The following is a 24,347-nucleotide window of genomic DNA, read 5'->3' on the forward strand; positions in this document are numbered from 1 at the left end:
GGAGAAGACCCTTGAGTGCTGAAAAAATGGGAACCGTCGAGTACATCCAGCACCACTTGACCAATAATACAGTGGGCGAAGGATTCTGGACGTTCAATGTGGACACCATCGTTGTCAGTGCCTTGCTGGGCGCGCTGATTGTTTTTGTGGGCGCACGTCTGGGCAAGCAGCTGGAATCAGGAACCCCGGGTGGCTTTCAGAATTTTGTCGAAAGCATTCTGGATTTTGTGGCGACCAATGTCAGAGACGCTTTTCCAGGGCATAATCCGTTGATTGCGCCACTGGCCTTGACCGTGTTTCTCTGGGTCTGGCTGATGAACTTCATGGATTTAATCCCGGTGGATCTTCTGCCCTATCTGTATCAATTGATCGTTGGTGATTCCCATGCGTACCTAAAGGTGGTGCCCACCACGGATCTGAACACCACTCTGGCCATGGCCTTTACCGTGTTTGCCTTGATTCTGTACTACAACATCAAGGTCAAAGGGTTGCTGGGCTTTCTGAAAATGTTTTTGTTTCACCCGTTTGGCAAGTTCCTGATTCCGGTGAACATTGTGATGACGTTCATCGAAGAAATCGCCAAGCCGATTTCACTGGCTTTGCGTCTGTTCGGGAACATGTTTGCGGGCGAACTGGTTTTCCTGCTGATCGCGTTGATCGGTGGAACTTTGGCAGTGGGTGCCGCTGCCTTATTCTGGGCACCGCTGCAGGCGCTGCTGGATCTGGGGTGGGCCATTTTCCACATCCTGATCATCACATTGCAGGCCTTCATCTTTATGGTGCTGACGATCGTTTACCTGGGGATGGCGCACGAAGATCACTGATCGGCGTGTGCCGCCCTGCCGGGTAACGCAAGAATGCGGGGTGCTCCGGCATCCCAAAGGGTTTAAGCGCACCTGCCTTGAGTTTCATCTCGATTGAGACGAATAGGGTAAAAAGCTTTTTTAACTTTAACTGTAACTTTAAGGAGTAAACTAAATGGAAGCTCAATTTATTGCGGACATTTATGCTGCGACAGCAATTGGTGTGGGTGTGATTCTGGCGGCCGCTGGTGTTGGTTCAGCGATTGGCTGGGGTCTGATTTGTTCCAAGACATTGGAAGGCATTGCTCGTCAACCAGAAATGCGTCCGGCTCTGATGACCAACATGTTCATCTTTGCGGGTCTGATGGAATCTTTCCCATTCATTATCTTGGCATTCGCCATGTGGTTCCTGTTTGCCAACCCGTTCGTTGGTGCCATGCAAGCAGCACTGGGTGCTTAAACCCAGCTGGATAAAACGGCTAATCATTAATCAACGAATGGCGAGGTAACCACTGTGAGTATTAACGCAACGCTTCTCATCCAGATCATTGCATTTGTGCTGTTGATTTGGTTTGTGAACAAAGTGCTGTGGGGGCCGCTGTCGAAGCTAATGGAAGATCGTCAGAAAAAAATTGCTGACGGCCTTTCAGCGGCGGAGAAAGGAAAGCACGAATTGGAACTGGCTGAAAAACGGGCCAAAGAAGTTCTGAAGGATGCAAAGTCTCAAGCACAGACGGTACTCAGCCAGGCGGAAAAGCGCGGCTCTGAAATTGTCGAGGATGCCAAAATCAAGGCAACCGAAGAAGCAGAGCGTATCAAGCAATCCGCACAGGCCGAGATCGAACAGGAAGTCAGCCGGGCCAGAGAAGAACTTCGTAAGGAAGTCTCGGCTCTGGTTGTGGACGGCGCAGAGAAGATTCTGAAAAAAGAAGTCAATGCGGCGACCCACAATGACATGCTTGAATCCCTGGTCAAATCAATCTAAGGGACGGCTATCATGGCAGAACTTATAACTATTGCACGACCCTACGCGGAGGCCGCTTTTGCCGCGGCAAAAGAAGACAATGCAGTCGCGGACTGGTCCGGCCAATTGCAGAAACTGGCCATGATCGCACAGGATGAAACCCTGCAGACCTTTGAAAAGTCGTCGGAAGCGACGGCGGACAAGGTCCTTGAGGTGATCGTCGGTGCCATGGGTTCGGATCTGATGAACCCTGTGCACAACCTGCTCAAAGTGATGGCGGAAAACAAGCGACTGTCAGCCCTGGCTGACGTCGCTGAAATGTTTCAGCAGCTACAGGCAGACGACGAAAAACGCGTCCGTGCGACGGTGATTTCTGCAAAAACCACAACGGTTGAGCAACAATCAAAATTAAGTGCTGCGCTCAATGCGAAATTCGATGCGGACGTTGAAATAACGTACGAAGAAGACCCTTCCCTGCTGGCTGGTATCAAAATCAAAGTCGGTGACTGGGTGGTCGATGGCTCCGCACAATCGCAGTTAAACAAACTTGGCGCAGCAATCGCCCAATAATGGAGAGGAACAAACATGCAATTGAATGCCTCTGAGATCAGCAACCTCATCAAAGACCGAATCAAAGGGTTTGATAGTGCTGCAGAATCTGGCAGTGAAGGCACGGTCGTCAGTATTGCCGACGGCATCGCGTTGCTTCACGGCGTGTCAGACGTGATGTATGGTGAGATGGTTCGGTTTGATGAAAACACCTTTGGTATGGCCCTGAACCTGGAGCGTGACTCCGTAGGTGTCGTAGTCCTGGGTGAATACGAGCACATCTCCGAAGGTGACAAAGTTACCTGTACTGGAAAAATTCTGGAAGTGCCGGTTGGCCCTGAGTTGAACGGTCGCATTGTCGACGGTCTGGGTCGTCCGATTGACGGCAAAGGCGCCATTGATACCAAGGTCACTTCACCGATCGAGCGCATTGCTCCGGGCGTTATTGAACGTCAAGCGGTCGACCAGCCAATGAAAACCGGTATCAAATCAATCGATTCCATGATCCCGGTGGGTCGTGGTCAGCGAGAGTTGATCATCGGTGACCGTCAGACCGGTAAAACCGCCATTGCGATTGATGCGATCATTTCCCAGAAAAACACGGGTGTGAAGTGTATCTATGTGGCCATGGGACAGAAAGCGTCTACGGTCAACAACGTTGCACGCAAGCTGGAAGAATACGGTGCCATGGACAACACCGTGATCGTTGCTGCCAATGCGTCCGATCCGGCCGCTCTGCAGTACATGGCCGCTTACGCCGGTTGTGCGATGGGTGAATACTATCGTGACCGTGGCGAAGACGCGCTGATCATTTATGACGATCTGACCAAACAGGCTCAGGCTTACCGTCAGATTTCCCTGCTGCTGCGTCGTCCACCAGGGCGTGAAGCTTTCCCGGGTGATATCTTCTATCTGCATTCCCGTTTGCTGGAACGCGCTGCGCGCGTCAACACCGACTATGTGGAAGAGTTCACAAACGGCGAAGTCAAAGGCAAAACCGGTTCCCTGACCGCCTTGCCGATCATCGAAACTCAGGCAGGGGACGTTTCGGCGTTTGTTCCGACCAACGTGATCTCGATCACAGACGGTCAGATCTTCCTGGAAACCGGGCTGTTCACACAGGGTATCCGTCCTGCTGTTAACGCTGGTCTGTCGGTTTCTCGTGTGGGTGGTTCGGCTCAGACCAAAGCCATCAAGAAAATGGGCGGTGGTATTCGTCTGGATCTGGCTCAGTACCGTGAACTGGCCGCTTTTGCGCAGTTTGCTTCCGACCTTGATCCGGCGACCAAAGCCCAGTTGGAACGTGGTAAGCGTGTCACCGAACTGATGAAACAACCTCAGTATACGCCTTTGTCCACAGCTGAAATGGCGGTCTCGCTGTTTGCTGCCAACGAAGGTTATCTGGATGACATCGAAGTCGAGAAGGTTCTGGACTTTGAATCCGCTCTGCATGCTTACCTGAATTCTGAATACAAATCGCTGGCTGATAAGATCAATGAAAAAGGCGACTGGAATGACGAGATCATTTCGGAAACCAAAGCAATGGTCGATGCCTTTAAAGCGAACGGCGTATTTTAAAGAAGAGGTGAGCCATGGCAGGCGGTAGTAAAGAGATTAAAGCTAAGATTAGCTCCGTAACAAATACGAAGAAAATCACCAAAGCCATGGAAATGGTGGCGGCTTCCAAAATGCGCAAGGCACAACAGCGCATGGAAGCCACCCGTCCCTATGTCGAAAAAGTGAAGCGAGTGATTAACCACGTCTCAGCCGCGCACCCTGAGTATAAGCATCCTTATACCCAGACGCGTGATTCTGTCAAACGTGTCGCGTTGATCATGATCTCTTCTGATCGTGGCTTGTGTGGTGGTTTGAACTCAAACTTATTCCGCAGAACATTGCCCATGCTGAAAGCTTGGCAGGAACAAAACGTTGAGGTGGAGCTGGCCCTGGTCGGAAACAAGGCGCAGGCCTTTTTCCGCAGTTATGGGGGCAATGTGGTGGCATCGGTGACCGATCTCGGTGACGCGCCCCACATTGAAGACTTGGTTGGGACCATCAAGGTGGTTCTGGATAAATTCGAAGCGGGCGAAGTGGACGAAGTCCATCTTGCCTCCAACGGATTCATCAATACCATGACCCAGCAGCCCACCATCAAACAATTGGTTCCGCTTGAATCTGATTCTGAAGAATCTGCAGATGAAACACACTGGGATTATCTTTATGAACCAGACGCCAAGACGTCCTTGGATCTGTTGATGCGTCGCTATGTCGAAAGCACTGTGTATGGTGCCGTGGTCGAAAATGCCGCCTGTGAACAGGGCGCGCGAATGGTCGCCATGAAGAGTGCGTCGGACAATGCGGGCGAAATGATCAACGATCTCAAACTGTCTTACAACAAAGCTCGTCAGGCAGCGATCACCGCAGAACTGTCGGAGATCGTGGCTGGTTCATCGGCTGTTTAAGTTTGTAGTGTTTCAATAAAAGGTTAAAGATTATGAGTGGAAAAATAGTACAGGTAATCGGCGCGGTCATTGACGTCGAATTCAAAGGTGCTGATTTACCAAAGATCTATGACGCGTTAACCGTAGAAGAAGCTGGTCTGACTCTGGAAGTTCAGCAGCAGATCGGCGATGACCAGGTCCGTACGATTGCCATGGGTTCTTCTGACGGTCTCAAGCGCGGCATGAATGTCACCAATACGGGTGAAGCGATTTCGGTTCCGGTAGGGAAAGCGACTCTGGGTCGTATTTTCAACGTTCTGGGTGAAACCATTGACCATAACGGTCCGGTGGACACGGAAGAACGCAATACCATTCACCGTCCTGCGCCCGCGTTTGACGAGTTGGCAGCGTCTCAGGAACTGCTGGAAACCGGTGTGAAGGTCATCGACCTGATCTGTCCGTTTGCCAAAGGTGGTAAAGTCGGTCTGTTCGGCGGTGCCGGTGTTGGTAAAACCGTCAACATGATGGAACTGATCCGTAACATCGCGATCGAGCACTCCGGTTATTCCGTGTTCGCCGGTGTGGGTGAGCGTACTCGTGAAGGCAACGACTTCTATTATGAAATGGAAGAGTCCAACGTACTGGACAAAGTTGCACTGGTCTACGGTCAGATGAATGAGCCACCAGGTAACCGTCTGCGTGTTGCTCTGACCGGTCTGACCATGGCGGAATACTTCCGTGATGAAGGCCGTGATGTTTTGTTCTTCGTGGACAACATCTACCGTTATACCCTGGCGGGGACCGAAGTATCGGCTCTGTTGGGTCGTATGCCTTCCGCGGTGGGTTATCAGCCAACGCTGGGTTATGAAATGGGGATGATTCAGGAACGGATCACGTCCACCAAAACCGGTTCCATCACCTCCATCCAGGCGGTGTATGTTCCGGCGGACGACTTGACCGATCCGGCTCCGGCCACCACGTTTGCCCACTTGGACGCGACTGTGGTACTGAACCGCTCGATTGCCGAGATGGGGATTTACCCGGCGATCGATCCATTGGATTCGACGTCTCGTCAGCTGGACCCGCAAGTTGTCGGCAAAGAGCACTATGAAACCGCGCGTGGGGTTCAGGAAACCATGCAACGTTACAAGGAGCTCAAAGACATCATTGCCATTCTGGGCATGGATGAGCTGTCAGAAGAAGACCGTGCGATTGTGGCACGTGCGCGTAAGATGCAGCGTTTCTTCTCTCAGCCTTACTTTGTGGCCAAAGTGTTCACAGGCGAAGACGGTCGTTACGTCCCGCTGAAAGAAACCATCCGTGGCTTCAAGATGATCATCAGCGGCGAACTGGACGATGTGCCTGAACAGGCTTTCATGTTTGCTGGTGACATCGACGAAGTGCTGGAAAAAGCCAAAAAATACAAAGGTTAATGAATCATGGCAGTCTCAATGCAAGTCGATATTGTCAGTGCTGAAGGGTCTATGTTCTCTGGTAAAGCGGACAGAGTCTTTGCACAGGCTGCCGATGGTGAAGTCGGTATCCTGCCTAAGCACACTCAGTTGTTGTCCAGTCTCAAACCTGGGCAGGTACGTGTGGTCAGTGGGGATGAAGAAGATCATTTCTTTATCAACAGCGGGATTCTCGAAGTTCAACCGGACGTAGTCACCATTCTGGCTGACACGGCCATCCGCGCGGAAGATCTGGACGAATCGCAGGCTCTCGAAGCCAAGCGTCGTGCAGAAGAAGCGATGGATCAGGCCAAAACGGACACGGACATTGCCCGTGCCCAAGTTGAACTGGCGGAAGCCATTGCCCAGATTCAGACGATCACCAAGATGCGGGATCGTTTGCAGAAAACGGGCATGTCTTAAGTCGATTGACCTTATTAAAGAAAGCACCTTCGGGTGCTTTTTTTTTGCCTGATGGCCAGGGGCGGCTCGTTTATAATGACGGTTTCGGCCATCAATGTTTTGTTTTGATGTGCCCCCGTTTGCAGCAAAAAGAGGAGTTTCGATGGGTCTGAAGGTGATAGTGTTGGCAGCCGGAAAGGGCACTCGTATGCGTTCCAAACGGCCGAAAGTGCTTCAGTCGCTGGCGGGACGCCCTTTGTTGAGTCACGTGGTCGAACGTGCCCAGGCCATCGAAGCCGATGACATTGTCACGGTGATCGGTCATGGCGCCGACCAAGTTCGGACGGCATTTTCCGGACAGGCGGTGTCGTTTTGCGAGCAGACGCAGCAACTGGGCACTGGCCATGCGGTGCAGCAGGCGATGTCGGTCATTGACGATGAGGATACGATCCTGATTCTGTACGGCGATGTGCCGCTGACTGCCCCGGAAACTCTGAAGGATTTGATTTCTCTGGTCAGTGACCAGCATCCGCTGGCCTTGCTGACGATGACCCTTTCCGACCCGGATGGTTACGGACGGATTCTGCGCGATGCGCATCATCAGGTGCAGGCCATTGTCGAGCAGAAGGATGCGACCCCCGAACAGCGGCAGTGCAAGGAAGTGAATACCGGAATGATGGCCGCCCAGGGACGGCTGCTCAAAAGTTGGCTGACGCGATTGAGCTCCGACAACGCTCAGGGCGAATATTATCTGACCGACATCATCGGTTTTGCCGTGGCCGATGGCTACGAAATTGCGACCACAGAGCCGCAATCACTGACCGAGGTACTGGGGATCAACAACAAAGCACAGTTGCAGACCCTGGAACGCCTGTATCAGCGTGAACAGGCTGAAAAACTGATGGCCGCCGGTGTGACCCTGATCGATGCGGACCGCATTGATGTGCGTGGCACGCTCAGCGTTGGCCAGGATGTGACGCTGGATGCCAATGTGCAGTGCATCGGTTCAGTGACACTGGGCGATGAGGTGACCGTGGAATCCCATTGCGTGCTCAAAGACTGTACCATTGAAGCGGGCAGTCATATTGCCGCGTTCAGTCACATTGACGGAGCGAGCGTTGGTTCCCACTGTCAGGTCGGCCCTTATGCCCGGCTGAGACCGGGTACCCAATTGGCCGCGAACGCCAGAATCGGCAATTTTGTGGAGACCAAAAACGCACAGATTGGGGAAGGCTCCAAGGTCAACCACCTGTCTTACATTGGCGACGCTCAAATGGGCGCGGAGGTGAACATTGGTGCCGGGACCATTACCTGCAATTACGATGGCGCCAACAAGCATCTCACTCAGATTGGCGACCAGGTGTTTGTGGGGTCGGCCACTCAGTTGGTGGCGCCGGTTTGCGTAGGCGAAGGCGCAACCATTGGCGCAGGCTCCACCATTACCAAAGATGCCCCGGCGCACACCCTGACGCTTTCACGCGGCAAACAGATCAGCCTCAAAGGCTGGGCAAGGCCGGTCAAAAAAGCTTCTGAAACCAAAAAGTAACCTCCTATTGGCTTAAGCCGGGCCGGCGGTCAAGACCGGGTTTTTACCAGGCCTGGTTGTTTTTGCATTGCTAGCGGCCGATTGGCTTAAGTCCGACAGGCGGCTAGACACGACTCTGGAGTCTTTATGTTGTATCACACCCTGCCAGCGCAATCGGCGGATCCGTTTGAAAAGGCCATGACCGACCACGGCTGGGAACTCGTCGGCAAAGACGGCGGCCAGTCCAATTTCATCGGCTGGGCTTACATCATTCATTGGCAAAAAGATCTGGATGGCAAGTCGGGCGAAGTCAAACTCAATTTTGAAGACAATATGGGCGAACAATCGGCCTGGCTGGAAATGTCACCCGCCGCCAAACCCGAAGTGATGCGGATTCTGGATCGGTTGGAGACAGACTGAATGCGGTGGCGCGATGCCCTTGATTTAACCCGATTGAACCGTCCGGTGGGCATTTATCTGGTGCTCTGGCCGACGCTGTGGGGACTGTGGCTGGCCGCCGAAGGCGTGCCGCCATGGTGGGTTCTGGCCGTGTTCGTGTTGGGGACGGTTTTGATGCGTTCGGCCGGATGTGTGATCAACGATTACGCCGACCGGCATTTTGACGGCCATGTGGCCCGCACCTGTCAGCGGCCGTTGGCCACAGGCCGGGTCACAGAACCTCAGGCGCTGGGGTTGTTTGCATTGCTGGGCGTATTGGCGTTCGCGTTGGTGCTGACATTGAACCCTTTGACCATCGCCTTGTCACTGGTGGCTCTGGGGCTGGCGGCGCTGTATCCGTTTATGAAGCGCCATACCTACTGGCCGCAAGTGTTTCTGGGCGCGGCCTTTGCCTGGGCGATTCCCATGGGGTTTGCCGCCGTTCAGGGACAAGTGCCTGACCAGGCCTGGTTACTCTATGCCACCACACTGGTCTGGGCGCTGATTTATGACACGGCTTACGCCATTTCCGACAAGCCGGACGACCTCAAACTGGGCATCAAATCCACGGCGATCCTGTTTGGCGAAGCGGTGCGGCCGATTGTTTTCGGGTTTCAGTTACTGATGCTGGCCGGATTGGTGGCCGTGGGCTGGGTGTTTGCCTTGGGCTGGGCTTACGGTCTGGCCGTGGTGCTGGCCGCCGGATTGATGGCGTACCATCAGCGGTTGTTGGCTCGAAACACGGCTGAGGACGCCTTCCGGGCTTTTTTGCATAATCATTGGATCGGATTGGTGGTCTGGGTCGGGCTGGTGATTGAATACGTTTGAAGGGATCGCAGTTGATCGATCAATGGTAAAGGCTCTGGTCCGCTGGCTGGAGCGGCTCTTCCCAATCGCTTTTTTCAATCGCCTTTTCCAGCAGGTGCAATAACACCTGAACCACTTTGGGGTCATAGCCCAGCTCCAGACCGGGGCCTTTCTCCGGTTCCAGCGCCATTTTCGGTTGATCGCCATCCAGTCCGCGGAACGTGATTTTGCTCAACAGCACCGGTTCCGGCCCGATCAGATTTTTGGACGACGGAGGTGATTCGTAAGCCTGATCAAAGGCCTCGTCGGACAAATCCGTCTCCGAACCGGACTCCGATTGCTCGTCGTCACGCTGTGCCCAGTTCTTCAGTTGTTGCGGCGTCAGAATCGATTCCCCTGTCTGTGGGTGTTCGCCATGCAGGGCCGGCAACAGCAGCGCCAGAAACCGGCGGGTGATCCAGGCACTGGCCTCATAGCCTTCCTGAGTGTTCAATTTTAGAAGTATCCGATCCTCAATCGCGTTATATTGAGCCTGTATCTGTTGGATGTGGTCGGACATGTGAACCATCGCTTATTGAAACAAAACGCCATTATACTGACTTTGGGTTGTCTTTGGGGGCTGCCCGGGCTCTGTGACGAAGGCTCTAAAAACCAAGAGGGGGCACCGACGGACGCGGCCTTGTCCGAGGAAGCCGCGCAGCCGGACACGGAGACGCCCATGGATGTCGTGCATGCATGGATCGGCTCTTCGGTGGACGGTGTTGGACGAACATTGGATCGTTTCTTTGGTGCGGCGGATGAATTTGAGCAGGCAGGTGGCAGTCGATTGGATGTGACCTTGCCTTTTTCTTATGAAACAACGGATGGTTTGGGTTCAGCGGTGGATTTTGATGCCCGGATTGCCTTGCCGCGCACAGAGCAGCGCTGGCATCTATGGCTGAAGTCGGCCCGTGATCCGTTTTCCGCACAGGCCGGAAGCGACGCGGATGCCGTGGCATCGCCTGAATCAGCCAGAGTCCAAGTCGCCCAGCCCACCGAAGAGCGCCAGACTTCGCTGGGGTTCCAGACTTTTTTTGCATCCAATGAAAACCTGATCTCCCTAATCGATGTGGGAGTTGGGATGAATGAAAACTACATCCCCTCACTCAGTGCGCAGATTGAATCGCAGTATGTCTGGGATTTGGGGGTTTGGGAGGCCCGTACACGCCCCGCCGTTTTCTGGTCGGGCGAAGAAGGTGCCGGCGCCCGGTTGACGCAACTTGTGTCTTATTACTGGACTGACCGACGCTTTGTTCGCTCGGAAACAAGGATTGAAGCCTGGCGGGATGGCGGGGCCCGTGACCTCTCACACGCCTGGACGCTTTACGATCAGGTCACTCCCACTCAGGGGTTTTCTTATCGATTTTCCGCACAGTGGGACAATCGCCGGGATGGATGGGGGCTGCGCGCTTACGGGCCCGATGTCCGTTGGCGTCAGAGGGTCTATCGCGATTGGCTGTTTTTGGAAACCGGCGTGTTTGCCCGCCCGCATCCGGGCGAGTCCTGGAAGAAGGCAGAAAAAGGCGTTCAAATCGAGTTGGAAGCGCGTTTCTACGCGCCTGAATCGGGGCCGTGAGTCAGTCGAGCCGCAAGGGTGTCGGTCAGGACTTCGGTTAACAGCAAGGGCGTGTCTGCATTGGAAAACAAGGACTGACGTGCAAAGCCATTGGCTTGGGTCCGTGCCAATTGAAAACCGGAACGGACCAGATTCGGGGTGTTGAACAGCACTTCGCCCAGGGGTTGGTTGCCCAGTTGTTTCAGTGAATACCAGGGATTGCCGGGCCGCAAGTCGGGAATGACTGTGCGAGCGTAAACCCAGGTTTGGCCGTGGCAGTGCAGCCGCACGGTGCGGACCCAGCAACGACGCTCCGGCCCCAGTTTCAGTGCCATGGCTTCCTGCCAAGTGGGGCGTTGATCCCCTTCGTCCATCACGGCCACGCTCAGGTTTGAGCAAAGGCGGCGCAAATTCTGTGTCAGCGAGCCGCGGTCGGTCAGCCAGGGACGTAGTGAGCGAGTTGGGGCGAGCCGCTGCATCAGGCGCTCGGGTTGCCAGCTTGCCTGTGCCAGGGTCTGACGCAGAGTTTGTACGGTCAAGTCAGGCATGTTGGTACCCCATTTTCTCGCCCAACCACCGTTGATGCAGGACTTCGGCCTGGTCGGGGGCCTGTGCCAGCAGTTGCACCGCCGCCTCCCGGGCCTGATTTAACCAGGCCTGGTCGCGTTCCAGATCGGCGATCCGGAACTGCAGTCCGCCGGTCTGACGCGTGCCCAGAATTTCGCCGGGTCCCCGCAATTTCAGGTCTTCTTCGGCGATTTTAAAGCCGTCGTTGGTTTCACGCATGATGTTGAGTCGCGCCTTGCCCGTCTCGCTCAGGGGCGGTTTGTAAAGCAGCACGCAATGGCTTTTCTTGGCCCCGCGCCCGACCCGTCCGCGCAGTTGGTGCAGTTGCGCCAGCCCCAGCCGTTCGGCGTTTTCAATGATCATCAGGCTGGCATTGGGCACATTGACCCCGACCTCGATCACCGTGGTGGCCACCAGCAGGTCCAGCGCATGGGCCTGAAAATCGGCCATGATTCGTGCCTTGTCGTCGCCCTTGAGGCGTCCGTGAATCAAGCCCAGGCGCAAGTCCGGCCATTGCTGTCGGAACTGTTCGGCAGTGACTTCGGCGGCCTGCGCATCCAGTTGATCCGATTCTTCGATCAACGGACACACCCAATAGGCCTGAACGCCTTGCTGACACTGGGCAACCAGATGGGCCATGACCTCTTCGCGTTTGCTCTGGTTGAGTACGGCGGTGTCAATCGGCTGGCGTCCGGGCGGCAGCTCGTCAATCACCGACAGGTCCAGGTCGCCGTAGGCGCTCATGGCCAGGGTACGCGGAATCGGGGTGGCGGTCATGATCAGTTGGTGGGGATGGGTGTCCTCCTCGCCCGCTTTCTGGTGACCTTTGTCGTGCAACGCCAGCCTTTGATGCACCCCGAATCGGTGTTGCTCGTCAATGATCACCAGGCCAAGCCTGGCAAAGGTCACTTCCTGCTGAAACAGGGCATGGGTGCCGACCACAATTCGTGCATCGCCGTTTTCAATGCGGGCCAGTTGGTCGCGTTTTTCCCCGGCTTTCAGCCGTCCGTTGAGCCAGGCCAGCTCGATGCCCAGCGGTTCCAGCCATTCGGCAAAATGATTGCGGTGCTGCTCGGCCAGAATTTCCGTCGGGGCCATGACCGCGACCTGCAGGCCGGCTTCCGCAGCCTGAATGGCGGCCATGGCGGCGATGATGGTTTTGCCTGAGCCCACATCGCCCTGTACCAGACGCTGCATTGGGTGCGGTCGTTGTAAGTCCTGGGAAATGGCCTCCCAGACCCGGTTTTGTGCGCCGGTCAAAGCGAACGGCAGGGAAGCGACCAGCGTGTTGACCAGTCGGCTGGGGCCGATGGCCGGAGCACGGCGGGTCTGTTCCTGCTGGCGCAGCCATTGCATGCTCAACTGATGGGTCAGCAGTTCTTCCAGAATCAGACGCTTTTGAGCCGGGTGGGCAAAGCGTTTGAGGGCGGCGAGGTCGTCATCGGGTTGTGGTTGGTGCAGCGTGGTCAAGGCCTGGTTGATGGGTGGAATCTGCCAGGTCGACAAAAAGGCCTGCGGCAGACCTTCCGGCAGAGGGTATTGCTGCAACAATGCCATGGCCTGCCGGATCAGTTTCAGCAAAGATGCCTGCCCCAGCCCTTCGGTGGAGGGGTAGACCGGGGTGAGGGTGGTGTCCAGAGGCGGGCGTTTGTCTTCGGAAAAAAGCTGATAAACCGGGTGCACCATTTCCAGCCCCTTGGGGCCGCTGCGCACCTCGCCGAAAGCGCGAATCCGAGCGCCGCGTTTGAACTGCTGGGCCTGACGAAAGCCAAAATGGAAAAAACGCAGGGTCAAACGCTGGCCTTCCGGATCACAGACGCTGACCAACAGACTGCTGTTGCGGCTTTGGGTGAGGTGCTGCGAGACGATTTCCCCTTCGATCTGGGCTTCCTGACCGGGCAGCAACTGGGCGATGGCGTGCAGTCGGGTCTTGTCCTGATAGCGCAGAGGCAGGTGAAACAACAGGTCCTGCACCACGTGCAAGCCGAGTCGAGCCAGTTTCTCGGCCTGCTTGTCTCCCACCCCTTTGAGCGAAGTTAAGCGTTGACGCGCCAGTTGCATGGGCGTTCCTTGGTTGCATTCAATAGGGGTATTTTAGCAAAGCAGCGGGCCAAAAAATGACTGGTCGCCTGTCGGATTGAGACGATCGAAACGAATTGAGACGTTTGGGTTCAAATGCCAGCCTGACAGTGCCACTTTTTACCAGGCCTGGTAAAAAGCGGTCATTGCGCTATGGCGCTTCCGGTTCCAGCCATACCTCGTCTTTGTGGATTTTGCCGCGGGCATTCTGTAGGTGGTAGCCCGAATCGCCCAGCTCGGTGTTTTTCTCTTGCAGGGCAAGTGTGCCGGTCATTTTGAAGGCGTAGTCAATGTCATCCAGACGCAGAGCTTCGCCTTCGGCGGTGGTCACGTAAACGGTCTGGTTCGGCGGTGGGGCCGGCACATGAATGCAGGCACCAAAATAGGGGACCAGCAAAAAACTGTGAACCAGGCCGTTGCGAATCTCCAGTGGGGCAATGTAGCCTGCCAGGGTGACGGTTTGGCCATCCAGTTCCGGGTTGACGGGCAGGTTGTCGAGTTCCTTCTGGATCATTTCCACAATTTCCAGGCCTTCTTCGCTGCCATCCGGCAGAGTGTTGAGGTAGTTGATTTCTTCTTCATACTTGGCCAATACCTTGTCCGGGTGATGGCTGTCTGGAATCAAATCCTGCCAATAGAGGGTTCTGGGCGTGTCCTGCCCCAGAGCGAGCAGCGGCCAGAGCAGTACCAGCAACCCCAGCCTTACCCAGGTCAGGTGGGCCGGGCCTGTGCGATGTGACTGGTTTGGGTGAAACGTCGTCATGGCTGCAGTCCTTTTTTCAGATTGTTGCGGGCGGCCAGCCAGCCGGGCAAGGTGCTGATCAACAGCGCCGCGCCCAGTGCCATCAGAGCCATTTTCAATTGACCGACATCCGGCAGGAAAAAGCCAATCGACAGGCCGTAGTGTGATAACAGCCAGGGTTGCAGCAGCCAGAGCCCGGCTTGCAACAGCCCGATGCCCAATATGAAGCCACCGAGCATGATCAGCAATGTGTCCAGCCAGAACAGGCCCAATATCCCCCGGCGATGCATGCCAATGGCGCGCAGCAAGGCAATTTCGTGACGGCGTTGGTGCAGATTGTTGAGCAGGCTGATCAGTATGCCAGTCAGCGCGGCGACAAACACGCCCCAGGACAGCAGCATGAACGCCTGTTCAAAATGTCTGAGACTTTGCCAAAAACGAGCCAGAGTGGCGCCGGGCAGAATCGCCATAATCGGTTCAGGTTGGTAAGCGTTGATCTGCCGCTGCAGACGAAAGGTCTGAATCTTATCGGTCAGGCCGACCATGACGGCGGTGATCTCTGTGGGTTCCGGCACCAGTTTTCGGGCCAGTTCCGGCGAAAGCTTCAGAGGCGAGGGGCGTCCGCTCTGCCAGTCAAGATGAATCGCTTCCAGAGCACGCAGAGAGACTTGAAGGGTCCGGTCCAGCGGCGTGCCGGTCGGGGCGAGAATGCCGCTCACCCGAAACGGCTTGTCGTCGTGTTCGGGCAAAGATGCCTCGGCGCGAGCGGCCACTCCGTGTGACAGCAGCAGACGGTCTCCCGGTTGGTAGTTGAGTTCTGCAGCCACTTGCGCTCCGATCACCACCTCATAGAGGTCATTGAAACGCTCTCCGCGCTCAAATACCAGTGGCTGGCCTTGAGCATGGCGATAATGGTCAAAAAAGTGACCTTGGGTGCCAATGACCCGGAAGCCACGATGCGAATCCCCCAGTGAGAGGGGAATGGCCCATTGCGTCTGAGGGTGTTTTTGCAGAAACCGATAGGTGTCATACCCCATGTTATTGGTGGGCTGGCCCAGGTGAAACACGCTGTAGAGCAATAAATTGACCGGGCCGGTGCGGGCGCCCACGATCAGATCGGTCTGGGAGACGGTATTGAGAAAATTGTCCTTGGCCTGCTTGCGAACCGTGTCCACGCCGAACAGCAGGGCAAAACTGATCGCGACCGACAGAGCGGCCAACAGAAGCGGCGTTTTCCGGTGCCAGGCACTTTTCAGGCTGAGAGTCAGAAAGTTCATTCACTGCCCTCCGTTTTCCGCCCGGGTGGCTCCGGCAGGACATATTGATGGTCAAACTCAGACGCGAGAGACAGATCATGGCTGACAAACACAATGCTGGTGTGGTGTTCCTCTGCGGCCTCAAACAGGCACTGCATAAACCGGTCACGATGCGCGGCATCCAGGGCCGAAGTGGGTTCGTCGGCAATGATCAGATCCGGTTGCCCGATCAGAGCCCGGGCAATGGCGACCCGTTGTTGCTGGCCAATGCTTAAATTCTTGGATGGCACCTGCAAAAGGTGGTTCGGCAGGTTCAGCTGTTGCAGGTAGGCGATGGCGGTTTTTTCAGGGCTTGGGCACTGTTTGCGGCGTTTGGCCGAGAAGGTCAGTGGCAACAGGCAGTTTTGCACGGGGGTCAAATAAGGCAGCAGGTTGAATTGCTGGAAAATGATGCCCAGGTGATCGGCACGGAACCGGTCACGCCGGGCGGAGGCGTACTGTGTCAGGTCTTGGTCGAGCACACGAATCTGGCCGCTTTGGGGCAGCAGTACCCCGCAGAGCAGATTCAGCAGAGTGCTTTTGCCGCTGCCGCTGGCGCCCTGTATGAACAGGTGTTTGCCTGTCTGCAGGGCCAGATGCTCAATCTGCAACAGATCATGCTTGGTTCCGGGCCAGCCAAAACGCAGGTTTTCAAGTTCAAAAGCTTGGCTCATAAGGCTACGGAACCAGTTGGACGTTTGGGTGTCCGACGGTCACGCTGGCGGCATTGGCCGGTTGATCGGGCAGCAGCCATTCCCATTCCACGGTTTCCAGTCTGGGCCAGTCGTCAAACAGCGCCTCAAAATGCGCATGGGTCAGGCGCTCAGGGGTTTCACAACGGTACTGCCAGGCAATGCGGACATCGGCATGGCCCTGATGGTGTTCGGTGTCGGTGAGAGGGTTCTGCCAGGAGACGTCTGTGATCTCACAGTGGGCGCGTTCGGAAAAACGCACGGCGCTTGTTTTCAATCGCTCATGCCGTTTGGTCAGCATGGCTTGCTGTTGCGGTGTTTGGGGGGCGGTGGCAAACCCGAACAGGGTGTCGGCAGGCACCTGTGCTTCGACCAGAACCGTTTGACCGGAAAGCACCATTTGCATGGTGGCCAGGCCGTGTACGTGAGGCGAGTGTTCTTCGTGATCATGGTGGCCAGCGTGATCGGAATGGTGGTTTTGTGCAAGGCCGGCAGAACTGATCAACAGAAGCCCGAGCAGGCCCAGGGAAGACATCAGGTGGTTAAGCATGGGCGCATTCCTTTGACGGTTGGCAATGGGCACAGAGGCCGTGAAATTCCAGTTCGGATTGTTGCAGGGTGAAGGCATGGCGGTGAAAGCTTTGTTGCAATGCTTCGGACAAGAGGGTGGGAAGCGGCACTTCTTGCGTCTGGCCGCAATTTTCACACAGCAATAATTGGGTTAAGGCATTCCGGGCATGGGCGTGCGGCTGACCGCAGGAAACGTATTGGCGACGACTGCTCAGGTGGTGAACCAGTGATTGCTGCTGCAAAAAATGCAAGGCCCGGTAGATGGTCATCGGTTGGGCGCCCTTGGCGTGGCGGGCCTGATACTGGGCCAGCAGGTCATAGGCGCTCAGCGGTTGCGACGCTTCAAGCAATATCCGTAAGACCCGGGCGCGGGCAGCGGTGAGCCGATGGCCGGTCCTAAGACAGTGTTCTTTGGCCTGGTGCAGCTGGGTGTCAATGTCGGAGCTGGGCATGGTCGGTTCTCGGAGGCAGTCAATGATTGGTGTTATATTTTAACAAAAAAGAAAGGGGGGGGTATCTCTGTATGATTGCGACATGATTGATCGCAAAAATAATGCTTATCTGAACGGATTCAGACCAAAGAGAGCGAAAAGATGGCAAAACGCTGGTATGCGTTGGTCGTTGCCCATGGCGAAGGAAACGGCGATCCCACTGGCTCGAATGTTTACCTTCGGTTTTTTCGATTCACAAATTTGCACCGACCTTGCTTGCCTTGTGATGCCGCAAGCAATGTTTTCCCAGTCAGCCTGGCATTTTGTATGCCGAAGCACACTTTTCACCAGGCCTGGTGAAAAGTCAGTAGGAAGACAACACCATGACCGCGTCCATTTCGACATCGGTGTGTTTGGGCAGGGTCTTGACCGCCACTGCGGCTCGGGCAGGGTAGGGTTCCTGAAAGTATTCGGCCATCAGGCTGTTGACGGTGGCAAAATGGTCCATGTCGGTCAGGAAAATGTTGAGTTTGACGATGTCCTGCAGTGATCCGCCCGCGGCTTCGCACACAGCCGAAAGGTTTTGAAAGACCTGATGAATGCGTTCGCTGATGTCGCCTTCTTTCAGGGTCATGCTTTCCGGTTGCAGCGCGATCTGGCCGGAAAGATAGACGGTGTTGTCGATTTTGACGGCTTGCGAATAAGGGCCAATGGCTTGCGGGGCTTTGTCGGTCTGTATAATCTGTTTCATGGATAAGTGCTCAACTGATCGAATCTGTTTCTGTGTCAGGTTAGTCAGACCTCGTGCAATGGGTCTGTTTAGCGTTTATGATAAGGGTTTTTAGGGGAGAATGCGATGGTTTTTGTCCGGTGGAACCGGTTAAAACACAGCCTGCTGAGCATGGTGTTGTTCGGAGGTTGGTTCGGGCTGATCGCTCCGCTGCAGGCGGAGCCGCTGAAAGTGGTGGCCACCACAGGGATGATCGGTGATCTGGTGGAAAACATTGGGGGTGACCAGGTCGCCCTTGAAGTGTTGATGGGCCCGGGCGTGGACCCGCATTTGTACAAGGCTACCCAGGGCGACTTGCGTCGCTTGCAGCGAGCGGATGTGATTTTCTACAACGGCCTGCATCTGGAAGGGCGCATGCAGGACGTGTTTGAAAAAATGGCTCGTTTCAAAACGGTGGTGGCCGTCACCCATGAGATGAAAAAGGACACCTTGATCGAGGCAGACGGCGGAACAGACCCGCATGTGTGGCTGGATGTGGGCCTGTGGCGTCAGGCAGGTCAGGCGGTGCTGGCGACGTTGAAATCAAAGCGTCCGCAACAGAGTTCGCGGCTGGAAGAGCAAGCCGAAGCCTATTTTGCGCAACTGGCAGAACTGGACGCCTGGGTGCAGGCACAGACGGACACCATTCCGGCGTCGCAACGGGTTCTGATCACCTCGCACGATGCGTTTGGTTATTTCGGTCGGGCCTATGGTCTGGAGGTCAGAGGGTTGCAAGGCTTGAGCACGGCCACCGAATTCGGCTTGAACGACATCAAGCGTTTGAAGGATCTGGTGATCGAACGTCAAATCAAGGCCGTCTTTGTTGAAACCAGTGTTTCGGAAAAATTTCTGCGTTCACTGGTTGAAGGGGTCAGGGAATCGGGCCATCCGTTGCGCATTGGTGGCAAACTGTATTCCGATGCCATGGGCATGCCGGGCACCCCGGAAGGGACTTATCTGGGCATGGTTCGGCACAATGTGTCCACTTTGGTTCAAGCATTGAAATAATCGAGGCGAGTATGGCATTTCCCCCCTTATCCGTTCAGCAATTGAGCATGCGTTACCAACACAATCCGGTGCTGACGGATGTGAGTTTTGAGATTCCCTGTGGGCAGACGGTGGCGATTCTGGGCCCCAACGGTGCCGGCAAATCCACTCTGCTCAAGGGGATGATGGGCCTGGTACCGCTGATGAGCGGTCGGGTTCGTTTTTTCGGCGACCCCCTGGCGAAGCGGCAGCTGTCGATTGCCTATGTGCCGCAGCGCGAAGAGTCGGATTGGGATTTTCCGATCAATGTGATGGACGTGGTATTGATGGGCCGCCATGGGCGTTTGCGTTTCTGGCAGCGCCCTACGGCCGAAGACCGGGCTTTGGCAACGGAGGCGCTGGCGGAAGTCAAGATGCTGGCATTTCAGGATCGTCAGATCAGTGAACTCTCCGGTGGCCAGCAGCAGCGGGTGTTTCTGGCCCGGGCATTGGCGCAGAGGGCCAGTCTGTATCTGATGGACGAGCCCTTTGCCGGGGTGGACATGACCACCGAACGTGCGATGACCGATTTGTTTGCCCGGCTCAAGGCGCAGGACAAAACCATTGTCTGTGTGCACCATGATCTCAATACCGTTGAGGCCTATTTTGACTGGGTGATTCTGATCAATTCACGCCTGGTGGACGCCGGGCCGACCAGCAAAGTCCTGACAGAGGACAATCTGAAAAAAACCTACGGCGGGCGTTTGTCTCTGTTGAACCAGATGACCGAAAAGATGTACCGCTCCAATATCGACAAGGTGCATGATGACGCCTGATTTTGAGCGGGTTGATCCAGACTATTGGCAGCTGTTGGTGGAATTCTGGTCGTTTTCGGACACCAATGCCACCTGGGTGCTGATCGGTGCCGTGTTGCTGGGGATGAGTGCCTCGGTGATCGGCACCTTTTCCTTTTTGCGCAAGCGCTCACTGGTGGGCGACGTGCTCGCACACTCGGCATTGCCCGGGGTGATGGTGGCGTTTATTCTGTCGCATTCCAACCAGCCGCTGGTGATGTTTGCCGGAGCGCTGAGCAGTAGCATGCTCGGCTTGCTGTTGATGGGCTGGCTGCCCAAAAACACCAAGATCAAACCCGATGCGGCCATGGCCATAACCCTGTCGTTTTTCTTCGCGATGGGGCTGCTGGCACTGTCTTACATTCAAGGGTTGCCGATTCCGGGAAAATCCGGACTGGATAAGATTTTGTTCGGTCAGGCGGCAGCGATGCTGCCTGCTGATCTGTATCTGCTTTCTGCGGTGGCGGTGGTGGTGCTGGTGATGGTCTGGGTGTTGTTCCACAAGCTGAGACTGGTGGCTTTCAGTCCCGATTATGCGCGCACACTGGGCCTGCCGCTGGTCGGCTACGAACTGACTCTGGCACTGTTGATTGTTTCGGCCGTGGTGATCGGGTTGCAGTTGGTCGGGGTGGTGCTGATGGCGGCGGTGTTGCTGACCCCGATCGCGGCGGCGCGTTTCTGGCACCGCCAATTGACGGTGATGCTCGGCATTGCTTCGCTGATCGGGGCCTTGAGCGGTGCCATCAGCGCCAACATTTCCTATATGGCACCGACCATGCCGACCGGACCCTGGATGGTAGTGGTGCTGTCGATGATCTTTCTGGTGTCGTTTCTGTTCGCGCCGCAACGGGGACTGCTTTCCAACCTGTTACGCCAACGCCGTTTTAAAAAACAAGTGCGAGCGGAAAACCTGTTGCGCAGCTTTTATCTGCTTAATGAACGGCGTCAGCAGAGCAAGGGCAACTTTTTACAGGCCAGCTTGAACCGGGTGTTTTCCGAAGAAGAGTTGCTGTCCCATCGACCCATGCCATACGGCAGTCTGATGAAAGGCCTGCGCGAGCTGGCCCGCAATGGTTATCTGGTTTATGCCAGGGCCGACAAAGGCTGGGCCTTGACCGAGTGGGGGGCGGCTGTGGCCTTGGAGTTGACGCGGCGTCATCGCCTGTGGGAAACCTATCTGGTGACCGAAGCCGGACTGTCACCGCAAGACGTGCATCGCCAGGCGGAAAAAATGGAGCACCTGCTGACCGCAGAAGAAATCGAACGCCTGGCGGAGTTGCTGGAACAGGGGCCGCAATCGGGCAAAGGCGTGAAAGATCCGCACGGACGTCTGATCCCACTGACCGAGGAGCCGTCCTCATGATTATGGGGGATTTCTGGATTCTGGCCACCGCGAGTCTGGTCGGGGTCAGTACAGCGCTGGTTGGCGTTCTGTTGATTTTGCGTCGGATGAGTCTTCTGGGCGATGCCATCAGTCACTCGGTGTTGTTGGGGATCGTGCTGGCCTATCTGATTTCCGGTTCCCGTTCGGTGATCGCGATGATGATCGGGGCCACGCTGATTGGACTGATGACGGCCTGGCTCTCAAACAGTCTGCATCGTCTGGGCAAGTTGCAGACCGATGCCAGCATCGGCATCATCTTTACCTGGTTCTTTGCCATGGGGGTGATACTGATCAGTGTTTACGCCGGTCAGGTGGACCTGGATCAGGACTGTGTTCTCTATGGTGAAATCACCATGGTTCCGTTCGACATGGTCATTATGGGCGAGAAAATGCTAGGCCCCAGAGCCTTGTGGCTGATTGGTGGCGTGACCCTGCTCAATCTTCTGGTGGTTGTGGTCGCTTTTGAGCGTTTTCGGTTGGTCAGCTACCATCCGTTGCTGGCGCTGACACTGGGCGTGAATGTGACCTTCTGGCATTACCTGCTGATGACGCTGGTGTCTTTGACCACGGTGGCGTCGTTTGAAGCGGTCGGTGCCATTCTGGTGGTGGCCTTGCTGGTGATCCCGGCCAGTTCGGCGTATTTGTGGGCGCGCAGTCTGAAGCAGATGATGTGGGCCGCTGTGGGCTATGCCCAGTCCGCGGTGCTGCTCGGGTATGCGCTGGCCGCATGGCTGGATCTGGCCATTGCAGCGGCCATCGCGACCCTGACCGGCCTGCAGTTGTTGTTGACGATTGCAGTCATGCAGTGGCGTCAGTGGTGGCGTCGCCGCGTCTCCTTCAGAGACAGGGACGCTTATACCCGATGAATCTTTTCAACAATGGCCAGGCGTTTCAGCCTGCGCATGACATCGGCCAGATGTTTGCGTGAATGCACACTGATCACAATGTGCATCAGGCTGTAGCTGTCGTCCTTGTCTTCGGAGCGAACCCGGTCAATGTCGGTTTTCATTTCGGCGATTCTGCTGGCAATGGTGGCCAGAGCCCCGCGCGTATTGCGCACTTCCAGCAACAGTTCCACATCAAAGGTCTGGTTGATCTGGTCTTCCCATTTTACGTCCAGCCACTTTTCAGGGTGGTTTTTAAAGTGGCGGACGTTGGCGCATTCCTGGCGATGGATGACCAGCCCTTTTTCGGCACTGATGAACCCGATGATGTCATCGCCGGGAATCGGGTGGCAGCAACCGGCATAATTCACCACCATGCCTTCGGTGCCGGAAATGACCAGAGGGTGTGACGTTGAGTCGCTTGCCTCGTCCACTGGTATGGCTTCATCCGAGCCAATCAGGCTGTCGTGAATCTGCTTGGCGACCAGCTTGGACAGGCGTTTCCCCAATCCGATCTCTTCCAGCAGGTGGTCCCAGCTTTTCAGCTTCAGCTCCACCACCAGGCCTCCGCGCATGGCGTCGGTCAATTGGCTGTAGGTGATATGGAACCCCCGCAAGGCTTTTTCCAGCAGGCGCTGTCCCAAAATGGTCGCCGATTCCGATTGCTGGTTTTTCAGAAACGCACGGATCTGTGAGCGCGCTTTGGCGGTGGTGACAAAATGCAGCCAGGACGGATTGGGCTGAAGGTCTTTGGAACGGATCACTTCCACTGTCTGACCGCTTTCCAGACGCGTTCTGAGAGGGATCAGTTTTTTGTCGACCCGGCAGCCAACGGTGGCATGGCCAACATTGGTGTGTACGGCATAGGCAAAATCCACGGCGGTGGCCCCGGCCGGGAGGGTGACGATGTCGCCTTTGGGTGTGAACACATAGATCACATTCGGGAACAGATCGATTTTGACGCTTTCCAGAAAGTCGAGCGAATTGCCTGCCCCCTGCTGAATTTCCAGCAGATTTTTTACCCATTCCTGAGCACGGATTTCCACGGCGGACAACACATGGTTCCGGTGGCGATCCGGTTCGCCATCAACGTCCTGTTTGTAGACCCAGTGGGCCGCAATGCCGTGTTCCGAGACTTCGTGCATCTCATTGGTCCGAATCTGCACTTCGATGTAAGCGCCATAAGGGCCGAACAGCACGGTATGCAATGACTGATAACCATTGGCCTTGGGGATGGCGATGTAATCCTTGAAGCGCCCGGGGAAGGGTTTGTAAAGTGAATGCACCGAGCCCAGAACGCGATAGCATTCGTCGGCCCCGTTGACCACCACGCGGAAGGCGAAAATGTCCAGAATTTCATCAAAACTCAGATGCTTGTACTTCATCTTTTTGTACAGGCTGTACAAATGCTTTTCCCGGCCCACCACCTGTGCCGGTATCTGGTCGTCTTCCAGGCGCTTGCTGATGGCCTCGTTGATCTGTTCGATGATTTCGTCGCGGTTGCCACGCGCTTTTTTCACGGCTTTTTCCAGCACGGCCGCCCGAAACGGGTGCATGGCTTTGAAGCCCAGATCTTCCAGTTCGATCCGGATGGCATTGATTCCCAGCCGGGCCGCGATGGGGGCGTAGATTTCCAGCGTTTCCAGCGCAATACGGCGTTGTTTGTCCGGGCGCATGACCCCAAGGGTACGCATGTTGTGAAGGCGGTCGGCCAGTTTGATCAGAATGACGCGAATGTCCCGCGCCATGGCGAGCACCATTTTGCGGAAATTTTCGGCTTGGGCTTCTTTGGGGTTGTCGAATTCGAGCTTGCCCAGCTTGGTGACCCCATCCACCATTTCGGCGACGTTGTCGCCAAAACGGTCAATGATGTCCTGCTTGCTGTAGGGAGTGTCTTCGACCACATCATGCAGCAGCGCGGCAATCAGGCTTTCGTGGTCGAGATGAATGTTGGCCAGAATCTGTGCGACCGCCACCGGATGCCAGATGTAGTCGCCGCCGGTTTTGCGGCTCTGGCCTTTATGGGCTTCGGCACCGAATTCAAACGCCGCTTTGAGCTGGCGCAGCTGTTTTTTTTTCAGATAGGTGCCGGCCTGTTCCAGTAAAGGTTGGAGGCTGGTCGGAGTGGGCATGCCTGAGG

The 24,347-nt window shown here is 55.7% G+C and carries 26 protein-coding genes; 16 read left to right on the top strand and 10 right to left on the bottom strand.

Features of this window, described 5'->3' with window-relative positions; translation table 11 throughout:
• The first annotated feature begins 11 nt into the window (after nucleotides 1–11).
• From atpB to ubiA, 11 genes are all read left to right on the top strand, one after another.
• The gene (gene atpB / locus A377_RS0105600) at nucleotides 12–824 is read left to right on the top strand and encodes a F0F1 ATP synthase subunit A (RefSeq protein ID WP_019895232.1); all 813 of its coding nucleotides are present in this window, start codon (nucleotides 12–14) and stop codon (nucleotides 822–824) included.
• 154 nt (nucleotides 825–978) lie between these two features.
• Nucleotides 979–1,263 (top strand): F0F1 ATP synthase subunit C, encoded by a 285-nt coding sequence (gene atpE, locus A377_RS0105605; RefSeq protein WP_019895233.1) that lies wholly within the window; start codon nucleotides 979–981, stop codon nucleotides 1,261–1,263.
• A gap of 54 nt (nucleotides 1,264–1,317) precedes the next feature.
• Nucleotides 1,318–1,788: a F0F1 ATP synthase subunit B gene (locus A377_RS0105610; RefSeq protein ID WP_019895234.1), complete on the top strand. Its 471-nt coding sequence runs from the start codon at nucleotides 1,318–1,320 to the stop codon at nucleotides 1,786–1,788.
• Between the two features lie 12 nt (nucleotides 1,789–1,800).
• Entirely contained in the window at nucleotides 1,801–2,337 is a 537-nt protein-coding gene (locus tag A377_RS0105615) for a F0F1 ATP synthase subunit delta (RefSeq protein WP_019895235.1), read from the top strand.
• A gap of 15 nt (nucleotides 2,338–2,352) precedes the next feature.
• A complete protein-coding gene (gene atpA / locus A377_RS0105620; protein WP_019895236.1) occupies nucleotides 2,353–3,894 on the top strand; it encodes a F0F1 ATP synthase subunit alpha in 1,542 nt (513 codons plus the stop codon).
• A 14-nt stretch (nucleotides 3,895–3,908) separates the two neighbouring features.
• Nucleotides 3,909–4,778, top strand: a complete 870-nt coding sequence (gene atpG / locus A377_RS0105625) for a F0F1 ATP synthase subunit gamma (RefSeq protein ID WP_028485300.1) — start codon at nucleotides 3,909–3,911, stop codon at nucleotides 4,776–4,778.
• Nucleotides 4,779–4,807: 29 nt separating this feature from the next.
• Entirely contained in the window at nucleotides 4,808–6,190 is a 1,383-nt protein-coding gene (atpD, locus tag A377_RS0105630) for a F0F1 ATP synthase subunit beta (protein WP_028485301.1), read from the top strand.
• 6 nt (nucleotides 6,191–6,196) lie between these two features.
• Nucleotides 6,197–6,631, top strand: coding sequence for a F0F1 ATP synthase subunit epsilon (locus A377_RS0105635; RefSeq protein ID WP_028485302.1), 435 nt, complete (start codon nucleotides 6,197–6,199; stop codon nucleotides 6,629–6,631).
• A 142-nt stretch (nucleotides 6,632–6,773) separates the two neighbouring features.
• Complete coding sequence (gene glmU / locus A377_RS0105640; protein WP_019895240.1) at nucleotides 6,774–8,156, top strand: bifunctional UDP-N-acetylglucosamine diphosphorylase/glucosamine-1-phosphate N-acetyltransferase GlmU; 1,383 nt, start codon at nucleotides 6,774–6,776, stop codon at nucleotides 8,154–8,156.
• A gap of 126 nt (nucleotides 8,157–8,282) precedes the next feature.
• Nucleotides 8,283–8,555 (top strand): hypothetical protein, encoded by a 273-nt coding sequence (locus tag A377_RS0105645; RefSeq protein WP_019895241.1) that lies wholly within the window; start codon nucleotides 8,283–8,285, stop codon nucleotides 8,553–8,555.
• Nucleotides 8,556–9,401 (top strand): 4-hydroxybenzoate octaprenyltransferase, encoded by an 846-nt coding sequence (gene ubiA / locus A377_RS0105650; protein WP_019895242.1) that lies wholly within the window; start codon nucleotides 8,556–8,558, stop codon nucleotides 9,399–9,401.
• Nucleotides 9,402–9,420: 19 nt separating this feature from the next.
• Here ubiA and A377_RS0105655 read toward each other — a convergent pair whose 3' ends face one another.
• Nucleotides 9,421–9,939 carry a hypothetical protein gene (locus A377_RS0105655; protein WP_019895243.1) on the bottom strand — a complete coding sequence of 173 codons (519 nt, stop codon included), beginning with the start codon at nucleotides 9,937–9,939 and terminating at the stop codon, nucleotides 9,421–9,423.
• Between A377_RS0105655 and A377_RS0105660 the strand changes: the two genes are divergently transcribed.
• On the top strand, nucleotides 9,940–10,995 hold the full coding sequence (locus tag A377_RS0105660; protein ID WP_169338009.1) for a hypothetical protein: 1,056 nt from the start codon (nucleotides 9,940–9,942) through the stop codon (nucleotides 10,993–10,995).
• Here A377_RS0105660 and A377_RS12000 read toward each other — a convergent pair.
• The 8 genes from A377_RS12000 to A377_RS0105700 all read right to left on the bottom strand — a co-directional run bounded on the left by A377_RS12000 (nucleotide 10,971) and on the right by A377_RS0105700 (nucleotide 18,101).
• Nucleotides 10,971–11,522: a chorismate--pyruvate lyase family protein gene (locus tag A377_RS12000; protein ID WP_019895247.1), complete on the bottom strand. Its 552-nt coding sequence runs from the start codon at nucleotides 11,520–11,522 to the stop codon at nucleotides 10,971–10,973. The genes A377_RS0105660 and A377_RS12000 overlap by 25 nt on opposite strands.
• Complete coding sequence (recG, locus tag A377_RS0105670; protein ID WP_019895248.1) at nucleotides 11,515–13,602, bottom strand: ATP-dependent DNA helicase RecG; 2,088 nt, start codon at nucleotides 13,600–13,602, stop codon at nucleotides 11,515–11,517. The genes A377_RS12000 and recG overlap by 8 nt, the downstream gene beginning before the upstream one ends.
• 169 nt (nucleotides 13,603–13,771) lie before the next feature.
• Nucleotides 13,772–14,383 (bottom strand): DUF3299 domain-containing protein, encoded by a 612-nt coding sequence (locus tag A377_RS12005; RefSeq protein WP_019895249.1) that lies wholly within the window; start codon nucleotides 14,381–14,383, stop codon nucleotides 13,772–13,774.
• Nucleotides 14,380–15,639 carry an ABC transporter permease gene (locus A377_RS0105680; protein WP_019895250.1) on the bottom strand — a complete coding sequence of 420 codons (1,260 nt, stop codon included), beginning with the start codon at nucleotides 15,637–15,639 and terminating at the stop codon, nucleotides 14,380–14,382. The genes A377_RS12005 and A377_RS0105680 overlap by 4 nt, the downstream gene beginning before the upstream one ends.
• Nucleotides 15,636–16,331 (bottom strand): ATP-binding cassette domain-containing protein, encoded by a 696-nt coding sequence (locus A377_RS0105685; protein ID WP_019895252.1) that lies wholly within the window; start codon nucleotides 16,329–16,331, stop codon nucleotides 15,636–15,638. Before A377_RS0105685 ends, A377_RS0105680 begins: the two co-directional genes overlap by 4 nt.
• Nucleotides 16,332–16,335: 4 nt before the next feature.
• Complete coding sequence (locus tag A377_RS0105690) at nucleotides 16,336–16,899, bottom strand: ZrgA family zinc uptake protein (protein WP_019895253.1); 564 nt, start codon at nucleotides 16,897–16,899, stop codon at nucleotides 16,336–16,338.
• Nucleotides 16,892–17,371 (bottom strand): Fur family transcriptional regulator, encoded by a 480-nt coding sequence (locus A377_RS0105695; RefSeq protein ID WP_019895254.1) that lies wholly within the window; start codon nucleotides 17,369–17,371, stop codon nucleotides 16,892–16,894. The genes A377_RS0105690 and A377_RS0105695 overlap by 8 nt, the downstream gene beginning before the upstream one ends.
• Before the next feature lie 343 nt (nucleotides 17,372–17,714).
• Nucleotides 17,715–18,101, bottom strand: a complete 387-nt coding sequence (locus tag A377_RS0105700; protein WP_019895255.1) for a RidA family protein — start codon at nucleotides 18,099–18,101, stop codon at nucleotides 17,715–17,717.
• Between the two features lie 105 nt (nucleotides 18,102–18,206).
• Here A377_RS0105700 and A377_RS0105705 point away from each other — a divergent pair, with 105 nt between their 5' ends.
• The 4 genes from A377_RS0105705 to A377_RS0105720 are packed head-to-tail and all read left to right on the top strand — an operon-like array spanning nucleotide 18,207 to nucleotide 22,189.
• Nucleotides 18,207–19,127, top strand: coding sequence for a metal ABC transporter solute-binding protein, Zn/Mn family (locus tag A377_RS0105705; protein ID WP_245546786.1), 921 nt, complete (start codon nucleotides 18,207–18,209; stop codon nucleotides 19,125–19,127).
• An 11-nt stretch (nucleotides 19,128–19,138) separates the two neighbouring features.
• Nucleotides 19,139–19,921 carry a metal ABC transporter ATP-binding protein gene (locus tag A377_RS0105710; protein ID WP_019895258.1) on the top strand — a complete coding sequence of 261 codons (783 nt, stop codon included), beginning with the start codon at nucleotides 19,139–19,141 and terminating at the stop codon, nucleotides 19,919–19,921.
• Nucleotides 19,908–21,302, top strand: coding sequence for a metal ABC transporter permease (locus A377_RS0105715; protein ID WP_019895259.1), 1,395 nt, complete (start codon nucleotides 19,908–19,910; stop codon nucleotides 21,300–21,302). Before A377_RS0105710 ends, A377_RS0105715 begins: the two co-directional genes overlap by 14 nt.
• Entirely contained in the window at nucleotides 21,299–22,189 is an 891-nt protein-coding gene (locus A377_RS0105720; RefSeq protein WP_019895260.1) for a metal ABC transporter permease, read from the top strand. The genes A377_RS0105715 and A377_RS0105720 overlap by 4 nt, the downstream gene beginning before the upstream one ends.
• Here A377_RS0105720 and A377_RS0105725 read toward each other — a convergent pair.
• Nucleotides 22,177–24,339 carry a RelA/SpoT family protein gene (locus tag A377_RS0105725; RefSeq protein WP_019895261.1) on the bottom strand — a complete coding sequence of 721 codons (2,163 nt, stop codon included), beginning with the start codon at nucleotides 24,337–24,339 and terminating at the stop codon, nucleotides 22,177–22,179. The two genes, A377_RS0105720 and A377_RS0105725, sit on opposite strands and share 13 nt — an antisense overlap.
• Nucleotides 24,340–24,347 lie beyond the last annotated feature (8 nt).

Origin of the sequence: Hydrogenovibrio halophilus DSM 15072, from assembly GCF_000384235.1 — a bacterium.
In the GTDB taxonomy this organism is placed as follows: domain Bacteria; phylum Pseudomonadota; class Gammaproteobacteria; order Thiomicrospirales; family Thiomicrospiraceae; genus Hydrogenovibrio; species Hydrogenovibrio halophilus.